The organism is Actinomadura parmotrematis (assembly GCF_019458805.1).
Taxonomy (GTDB): domain Bacteria; phylum Actinomycetota; class Actinomycetes; order Streptosporangiales; family Streptosporangiaceae; genus Spirillospora; species Spirillospora parmotrematis.
The window spans coordinates 24,241-32,311 of the sequence record NZ_JAIBOA010000038.1; the positions used below are offsets into that span (position 1 = coordinate 24,241).

An 8,071-nucleotide genomic window follows, 5' to 3' on the forward strand; every position below is an offset into this window, starting at 1 on the left:
CCCCCCCTCAGACGACGAGGCGGAGCGCGCGGCCGGCGAGGCCGATCCGCACGTCCTGGCCCCAGCCCAGGGTGATCCGGTCGGCCTCGACGCCGTCGCCGAACACCACCAGGCCGTCGGTCTCGACGGTGAGCGCGAGCTCCTGGCCCTCCCCCAGCAGGCCGGCGGTGCGGGTGGTGCCGGTCGCGGGGGAGGGCCACGCCTCGCGGACGAACCAGGCCAGCCCCCGCTCGGCGGGGCCGGGCAGCGCCGCGCCGCCGCGCTCGGCGGCGATGGAGCGCGCCCAGCCCGTCGCGCCCGTCCCGGTGGCGACCAGCACGCCCGAGGACGACTGGTGCTCGCCGCCGAGCACGTAGCGCGCCGACTGGTGGCCCGGATGGCCCACGAAGACCTCGTTCAGCGCGGTCAGCTCGCGCCCGTCGTCGGTGCGGGCGGTGACCATGGCGCGCTCCGACAGCCCCGCCCGGCCGCCCTCGGCGAGCCGCAGCAGCTCCCCGCACGCCGTCACCGGATGCGGCACGAGCACGCCGGGGTTGCGGCGCGGGTCGGGGTTCAGCCCGATGACCGGCTGCCCGTCCAGGTACTTGGCCGCGTTGGCGACCAGGCCGTCCTGCCCGACCACGACGACCAGGTCGTCGGGGGCGAACAGGAAGCGGTCCAGGTCGGCGCGCTCGACCGCGCCGCGCCGCCACCGCACCGGGATCGCCGCCGCGACGGCGGCGAGGGCCCTCGCGGTCCGCTCGTGCGCGGCGAGGACGTCGCCGATCGTGCGGCCGCGGGTGCGCAGGTAGAACTCGGCCTGGCTGCGGGTGCCGTGCCGGGCGAGCAGCTCCTCGTACTCGGTGCGGCGGTGCACCACCACCGCGCGCGGTGCGAGCGTCATCGCTCGCCCGTGCCGGTGCCCGCACCGAGGCGCGCGAGCGCCGTCGTCAGCACGTCCGGCGACAGGTTGAGCTGGCCGATCTCCGGCAGGTGCTCGGCGAGCGCGCGGGCGGCGAGGGCGAGCAGGACGGCCGGGTCGGTGCCCTGGTGGGCGGCGAGCCGCGCGGCCTCGGCCTCGGCCTTGGCGGCGCCGAGCTCGCGGCGCTGCGCGGCGAGCGCGGCGGTGGCGATCCGGTCCCGCCCGGCCTGCGCCTCGGCCGCGATCAGCGCGGCCGCCGCGGCCTCCTCGGCGCGCCGCCGGTCGTTCTGGCCGCGCTGGGCGACCAGGGCCTCCTCGCGGGTGGCGAGCTCGATCTGGTTCTGCATCTCGTTCTCGGCGATGGCGCGCTCGCGCTCGACGGCGAGAGCGCGCCGCTCGTAGGTGGCGCGGTCGGCCTCCTGCTGCACCTCCTCGCGGGCCGGCGTCTGCAGGGCGCGCTCCACCTCGGCCTCGGGCCGCACCGCGACGACCCGCACGCCGACGATCGCGATGCCGGTGTCGCGGGTGCGCGGGTCGTCGCCGAGCCCGGCCGCGACGTCGGCGCGCACGGCCGCCGGGCCGTCGGCGATCGCCTCGCGCAGCCGCATCCGGGCGAGGCGGGTGAGGGCGTGCTGCTGGGCGGTCTCGGTCAGCATCGCCGCGACCTGGTCCAGCGGCGCCGACCGCCAGCCGCTGCTGTCGGGGTCCACCGCGAAGTCGACGCGGCCGGCGGCGAGCGCGGGATCGGCGATCCGGTAGGTGACGGTGGCCTGGACGCTCACGTCCTGGAAGTCGGCGGTGCGGGCGTGGAAGAGCATCGGCAGCTCCCGGTCGTCCACCGGGACCTCGCTGATCACCGCCGACAGCGGACGGAACCAGAAGGAGACGCCGACGCCCTCGTGGACGGCCTTCCCGCCGCGCAGGTGGCGCACGTAGGTGGTGGGCGCGCCGCGCAGGTGGCGCAGCAGGGGGCGCCGCTGGATGTCGGCCATGGGGACCTCCCGTTATGTCGTCAATGTGACGCTAACGGACGCCGATGATTTTCTCAAGATGAGAATGACCGCTTCCTCGCCTAGGCTCCGCCCGACGCGGACCCGGCGAGAGGAGGCCCGATGCGGGCGGTGGTGTACGAGGCGTTCGGCGGTGCCCCGGAGGTGCGCGAGGTGCCCGATCCGGCGGTCCCGGCGGGCGGCGCCGTCGTGCGGGTCGAGGCGACCGGCCTCTGCCGCAGCGACTGGCACGGCTGGCAGGGCCACGACGCCGACATCGCCGCGTTCCCGCACGTCCCCGGCCACGAGCTCGCCGGCGTGGTCGCCGAGACCGGCGCCGGGGTGACGCGCTGGCGGGCCGGCGACCGCGTCACCGTCCCGTTCGTGTGCGCCTGCGGCCGCTGCGCGTCCTGCGCGGCGGGCGACCAGCAGGTGTGCGAGGCCCAGACGCAGCCGGGCTTCACGCACTGGGGCTCGTTCGCCGAGTACGTCGCGCTCCACCAGGCCGACGCCAACCTCGTCGCGGTCCCCGAGGGCATGGCCGCCGCCACGGCGGCGAGCCTCGGCTGCCGCTTCGCCACCGCCTACCGCGCCGTCCTGGACCAGGGCGGCGCCCGGCCCGGCCGCTGGGTCGCGGTGCACGGCTGCGGCGGCGTCGGGCTGTCCGCCGTCATGATCGCGGCGGCGGCCGGGGCGCGGGTCGTCGCGGTGGACGTGGCGCCCGCCGCCCTGGACCTCGCCCGCTCCGTCGGCGCCGAGGCGGCGGTCGACGCCCGCGCGGGCGGCACCGCCGCGGCCGTCCGGGAGATCACCGGCGGGGGAGCGCACCTGTCGCTGGACGCCCTCGGCGACCCGGCGACGGCCGCCGCGTCCGTCGCCTCGCTGCGGCGCCGGGGCCGGCACGTGCAGGTCGGGCTGCTGCCGTCGGCCGCCGGGCGCGCCGACCTGCCGATGGACCTGGTCGTCGCCCGCGAGCTGGAGATCGTCGGCAGCCACGGCATGGCCGCGCACGCCTACGGCCCGATGCTCGCCCAGGTCGCCGCCGGGACGCTGCGCCCGGACCGGCTGCTCGCCCGCACCATCGGCCTCGCCGAGGCCCCCGCCGCGCTCGCCGCGATGGCGGGCCCCGGCGTCACCATGATCGATCCGGCCCGGTAGCGGGGCGCGTCCCGGGATTGTCGGACCCGTGTCCTAGCGTCGGAGGGGACGGCCCACCGCCCGCGCCGCGAAGGTGATCACGATGACGCAAGCGACCGCACGAGGCACGACCCGCACGGCCCGCGCGCCCGGCCCCGCCCGGGACCGGGGCCGCGACGGCGCCGAGTTCCAGCGGCTCATCGCCCCCTACCGGCGCGAGCTGCTGGCCCACTGCTACCGGATGCTCGGCTCGGTCCACGACGCCGAGGACCAGCTCCAGGAGACCTGCCTGCGCGCCTGGCGGCACTACGGCGACTTCGAGGGCCGGGCGTCCCTGCGCACCTGGCTCTACCGGATCGCCACCAACACCTGCCTCACCGCCATCGAGCAGCGCGGCCGCCGCCCCATGCCCTCGGGCATCGGCGCCCCCTCCGAGGAGCCCGAGCGGCCCGTCGTCGCCTCTCCGGAGGTGCCGTGGCTGGAGCCCGCGCCCGACGCGCTGGTCGGCGCCGGGCCCGCCGACCCGGCCGCCGTCGTGGCGGACCGCGAGAGCGTCCGGCTCGCGCTCGTCGCGGCCCTGCAGCACCTGCCGCCGCGCCAGCGCGCCGTCCTGCTGCTGCGCGACGTGCTGAAGTGGCGCGCCGCCGAGGTCGCCGAGCTGTTCGAGACCACCACCGCGTCGGTGAACAGCGCCCTGCAGCGGGCCCGCGCCCAGCTCGCCCGGGTCGCGCCCGAGCGCGACGCGGTGACCGAGCCCGAGGACCCGGCGCAGCGCGCCCTGCTCGACCGCTACGCGCACGCCTTCGAGACCGCCGACATCGCCGGGCTCGTCGAGCTGTTCCGCAAGGACGCCGTCTGGGAGATGCCGCCCTACCCGCAGTGGTTCACCGGCGCCGACGCGATCGGCCGCCTGATCCGCGCCCAGTGCGGCCCGGAGCCGGGGGAGCTGCGGATGGTGCCGGTCCGCGCCAACGGGCAGCCCGCCTTCGCGATGTACCGGCGGGGCGGCGACGGCGTGCACCGCCCGTTCCAGATCCAGGTCCTGGACACCGGGCCGGACGGGGTGGCGCACGTCGGCGCGTTCTTCGACACCACGCTGTTCCCGCTGTTCGGGCTCCCCGGCGAGCTGTGACGGCGGGCGGCCCGCCCCGGCGCGGGGCGGCGGTCAGTCGGGCCGGCGGCCCGAGATCCGGTAGAGGGGGTAGCCGGCGAGCACCAGCCGCGGGTCCATCAGGACCTCGCGCAGCGCGACGAGGTCCTCGGCCGTCAGCCCCGCGCCCGTCAGCTGCTCGGTGAGGTGGTGGGTGTTGGACAGGTGCAGCAGGCAGAACTCCGAGCCGCCGCGCCAGGAGCGCGCCCCGAACGCCGTCGTGACGCCGGTGAGGCCGGCGTCCTCCATCGCGGCGTGGGCCTCGTATGACCAGCTCAGCCGGGCGCCGCGCGAGGTCATCAGCGCGCAGAGCGCCTCGTTGGCGCGGGTCACCAGGTCGGCGGCCGCCTGATCCGGCGCGGTGAGCACCCGCAGCGGATGGGTGCAGTCCCACTCGTGCAGCACCACCGTGCCGCCGGGGGCGAGGGCGCCGGCCATCCGTCCCAGCACCTCCAGCCGCTCGGGCAGGTGCATCAGGACGAGCCGCGCGTGCACGAGGTCGTAGGGCCCGCCGGGCAGGTCGCCGGCGGTGACGTCCTGCGTGACGACCCGCAGCCGCGGGTGCGGCGGGATGTCCAGCGGCTTCAGGTCGACCGCCGTCACCCGGCCCTCGGGGCCGACCCGGTCGGCGAGCCAGCGGGCGATCGTGCCGTTGCCCGCGCCCACGTCCAGGCAGCGCCGCCCCGCCAGGTCGCCGAGGCCGGACAGGCCCGCCACGGTCGGCGGGTCCAGCACCGCGGTCAGGTGCCGCAGCTGGTCCGTCGCGTGCGGGTTGGCGTTGTCCCAGGTGTAGGCGGGCTCCGCGGCCAAAGCGGCCTCCTTCGCCGGTGGCGGGTGACACCGACGATGGTGATCGACGGCCGGGGGGCGGGGCGACCGCCTGGCCGCAGCCGGTCAAGGCGCCGGTCGGGAGGGGTGGGCGGTGAGACGCAGGTCACCCGAAATGGCAGTGTCTGAATTTTTGCGTATTGCGCAAGTTTGCCCTACGGTGGAGGGCATGACCGTGGTGGAGATGGGCCTGCGCGAGCGCAAGAAGGCGGCGACCCGCCGGGCGCTCAGCCTGGCGGCGCTGCGCCTCGCCTGCCGCCGCGGCATCGACGGGGTGACGGTGGAGGACGTCGCGGCCGAGGCGGGCGTCTCGCCGCGCACCTTCCACAACTACTTCGCCGACAAGGAGGAGGCGATCGTCGCCCCCCTCACCGACGGCGCGCGGGAGGTGGTCGGGGCCCTGCGGGCCCGGCCGGCCGGCGAGCCGGTCTGGGAGTCGCTGCGGCGGGTGGTGCACGCCGTCCTGCTGCCCGCCGACACCCGGGCCGAGACCCTCGCCCTGCTCCGCCTGGTGAAGGCCGACCCCCAGCTGGTCGCCCGGCAGCTCTGCGGGCTCGGCGAGATGCAGCGCCAGATCACCGCGGAGGTGGCGGCCCGCACCGGCACCGACCCGCACCGCGACCTCTACCCGCACCTGCTGGCGGGCGCCGCCGGCCTGGCCATCCGCTCCACGGTGGACCTCTGGCTCGACCGTGGCAGCGGCGACGACCTCCCCGACCTGATCGACGAGGCGTTCGCGCGGCTGCGCGCCGGGCTGCCCGGCCCCTGACCCGGCCCTCGACCCCGCCCCGCGTCCGGCACGCCGCCGCCGGCCGCGCGGGATCCCCACGGCGGCCTCCCACCCCCCTCCCACCCCCTGCCGCCACCTGGCGTCCCCGCGCGGGACCGCGAGGCGGCGGCCCCTGCCCGCACGCTCCGATTCCGATGGGACTTCCCGTTTTGGCCACGTTCCTCTACCGGCTCGGCCGGTTCTCCTTTCGCCGGCGCCGCGTCGTCGCGCTGCTCTGGGTGGGGCTGCTCGTCCTGTTCGGCGTCGGCGCGGCGACCCTGAAGGGCCCGACGTCCGACAACTTCTCCATCCCGGGCACCGAGGCGCAGCGCGCCATCGACCTCATGAAGGACCGGATGCCGCAGGCCAACGCCGACGGCGCCACCGCGCGGGTGGTGTTCGCCGCGCCCGCCGGGCACAAGGTGACCGAGCCGGCCGCCAAGGCGGCGATCGAGAAGGCGGTCGGCGGGCTCAAGGACGGCGCGCAGGTCGCCTCCGCCGTCGACCCGTTCCAGGCGAGGACGGTGTCGCCGGACGGCCGCATCGCCTACACCCAGGTCACCTACAAGGTCCCCTCGATCGACGTCACCGACGCCTCGCGCGACGCGCTGAAGGCGGCCGCCGAGCCCGGCGAGGCCGCCGGGCTGCAGGTCGAGATGGGCGGCGACGCCACCCAGACCACCCCCGAGCAGGGCGCCGGGGAGGTCATCGGCCTGGCCATCGCGGCGGTGGTGCTGGTCATCACCTTCGGCTCGCTGATCGCCGCCGGGCTGCCGCTGCTGAACGCCGTCCTCGGCGTCGGCCTGGCGATGGCGGCGATCACCGCCGCCACCGGGTTCATCGACATGAGCTCGATGACCTCCACGCTCGCGATCATGCTCGGCCTGGCCGTCACGATCGACTACTCGCTGTTCATCGTCTCGCGGTACCGGCACGAGCTGGCGGAGGGCCGCGACGGCGAGGAGGCGGCCGGCCGCGCCGTCGGCACCGCCGGGTCGGCCGTGGTGTTCGCCGGCCTCACCGTCGTCATCGCCCTCGCCGGCCTCGCCGTCGTCGGCATTCCGATCCTCACCGAGATGGGCCTCGCCGCCGCGCTCGCCGTCGCCGTCGCCGTCCTCATCGCGCTCAGCATGCTGCCGGCGATGCTCGGCTTCGCCGGCCGCAAGGTGCTCGGCGGCGGCCTCCCCGGCCTCCGCGGCCGGAGCAGGGGCCGGACGCCGTTCGGCGAGCGCTGGGCGCGCGCCATCGTCAAGCGCCCGCTGCCGGTGCTGCTGCTCGCCGTCGTCGGCATGGGCGCCGTCGCGATCCCGACCGCGAGCCTGCGGCTCGGCCTGCCCGGCGACGAGGCCGCTCCGGCCGCCAGCAGCGAGCGCAAGGCCTACGACCTGCTCTCGCAGGGCTTCGGCGCCGGCTTCAACGGCCCCCTCATGGTCGTCGTGGACGCCGCCGACGGCGGCGGCGTGCAGGGCGCCGCGCAGCGCTTCGCCGGCCAGATCAAGGGCATGAAGGACGTGGCCGCGGTCACCCCGCCCGTGCCGAACGCGGCCGGAGACACCGCCATGCTGACCGTCGTGCCGAAGAGCGGCCCGAGCACCCAGGCCACCGAGGACCTGGTGTCGGCCATCCGCGACTCCGGCGCCGCGCTGCACGAGCAGACCGGCGCCGAGGCGATGGTGACCGGCCGGACCGCGATGAACATCGACATCTCGGCCAAGATGAGCGGTGCCCTCGCGCCCTACCTCGCGGTCGTCGTCGGCCTGGCGTTCCTCCTGCTCATGCTGGTGTTCCGCTCGCTGCTCGTGCCGCTGAAGGCCACCCTCGGCTTCCTGCTCACGGTGCTGGCCACCTTCGGCGCGGTCGTCGCGGTGTTCCAGTGGGGCTGGCTCGGCGGCCTGTTCGGCGTGGAGACCACCGGCCCGATCATGTCGCTGATGCCGATCTTCATGATCGGCGTGGTGTTCGGCCTGGCCATGGACTACCAGGTCTTCCTGGTCACCCGGATGCGCGAGGAGTTCGTGCACGGCGCCGCGCCGACGGAGGCGATCGTGGCCGGGTTCCGGCACGGCGCCCGGGTGGTGACCGCCGCCGCCGTCATCATGATCGGCGTGTTCGCCGGGTTCCTCACCGCCGAGCAGTCCATGATCAAGATGATGGGCTTCGCGCTCGCCGTCGGTGTCGCCTTCGACGCCTTCGTGGTACGGATGACCATCGTGCCCGCCGTCATGACCCTGTTCGGCCGCGCCGCCTGGTGGCTCCCCTCCTGGCTGGCCCGGATCCTGCCCAACGTCGACGTGGAC

The 8,071-nt window shown here is 76.2% G+C and carries 7 protein-coding genes; 4 read left to right on the forward strand and 3 right to left on the reverse strand.

Going from position 1 to position 8,071, the window contains the following annotated elements:
• Nucleotides 1-7: 7 nt before the first annotated feature.
• Together K1Y72_RS35285 and K1Y72_RS35290 are read right to left on the reverse strand one after the other, a co-directional pair.
• Nucleotides 8-883 (reverse strand): diacylglycerol kinase catalytic domain-containing protein, encoded by an 876-nt coding sequence (locus K1Y72_RS35285; RefSeq protein ID WP_220170896.1) that lies wholly within the window; start codon nt 881-883, stop codon nt 8-10.
• Nucleotides 880-1,893, reverse strand: a complete 1,014-nt coding sequence (locus tag K1Y72_RS35290; protein ID WP_220170897.1) for an SPFH domain-containing protein — start codon at nt 1,891-1,893, stop codon at nt 880-882. The genes K1Y72_RS35285 and K1Y72_RS35290 overlap by 4 nt, the downstream gene beginning before the upstream one ends.
• A gap of 120 nt (nt 1,894-2,013) precedes the next feature.
• Here K1Y72_RS35290 and K1Y72_RS35295 point away from each other — a divergent pair, with 120 nt between their 5' ends.
• The gene (locus K1Y72_RS35295) at nt 2,014-3,048 is read left to right on the forward strand and encodes an alcohol dehydrogenase catalytic domain-containing protein (protein WP_220170898.1); all 1,035 of its coding nucleotides are present in this window, start codon (nt 2,014-2,016) and stop codon (nt 3,046-3,048) included.
• Between the two features lie 82 nt (nt 3,049-3,130).
• Entirely contained in the window at nt 3,131-4,159 is a 1,029-nt protein-coding gene (locus tag K1Y72_RS35300; RefSeq protein ID WP_220170899.1) for a sigma-70 family RNA polymerase sigma factor, read from the forward strand.
• A 33-nt stretch (nt 4,160-4,192) separates the two neighbouring features.
• On the opposite strand, the gene K1Y72_RS35305 is transcribed toward K1Y72_RS35300, so the two are convergent.
• Nucleotides 4,193-4,987, reverse strand: coding sequence for a methyltransferase domain-containing protein (locus K1Y72_RS35305; protein WP_220170900.1), 795 nt, complete (start codon nt 4,985-4,987; stop codon nt 4,193-4,195).
• 187 nt (nt 4,988-5,174) lie between these two features.
• Between K1Y72_RS35305 and K1Y72_RS35310 the strand changes: the two genes are divergently transcribed.
• Nucleotides 5,175-5,774: an acyl-CoA-like ligand-binding transcription factor gene (locus tag K1Y72_RS35310; RefSeq protein ID WP_220170901.1), complete on the forward strand. Its 600-nt coding sequence runs from the start codon at nt 5,175-5,177 to the stop codon at nt 5,772-5,774.
• Nucleotides 5,775-5,944: 170 nt separating this feature from the next.
• The coding region (locus tag K1Y72_RS35315) for an MMPL family transporter (protein WP_220170902.1) at nt 5,945-8,071 on the forward strand (2,127 nt) is incomplete at its 3' end.

Coding starts and splice junctions, on each gene's coding strand:
- K1Y72_RS35285 (WP_220170896.1), bottom strand. CDS start 883: ATGACGCTCGCACCGCGCGCGGTGGTGGTGCACCGCCGCACCGAGTAC.
- K1Y72_RS35310 (WP_220170901.1), top strand. CDS start 5,175: ATGACCGTGGTGGAGATGGGCCTGCGCGAGCGCAAGAAGGCGGCGACC.
- K1Y72_RS35290 (WP_220170897.1), bottom strand. CDS start 1,893: ATGGCCGACATCCAGCGGCGCCCCCTGCTGCGCCACCTGCGCGGCGCG.
- K1Y72_RS35295 (WP_220170898.1), top strand. CDS start 2,014: ATGCGGGCGGTGGTGTACGAGGCGTTCGGCGGTGCCCCGGAGGTGCGC.
- K1Y72_RS35300 (WP_220170899.1), top strand. CDS start 3,131: ATGACGCAAGCGACCGCACGAGGCACGACCCGCACGGCCCGCGCGCCC.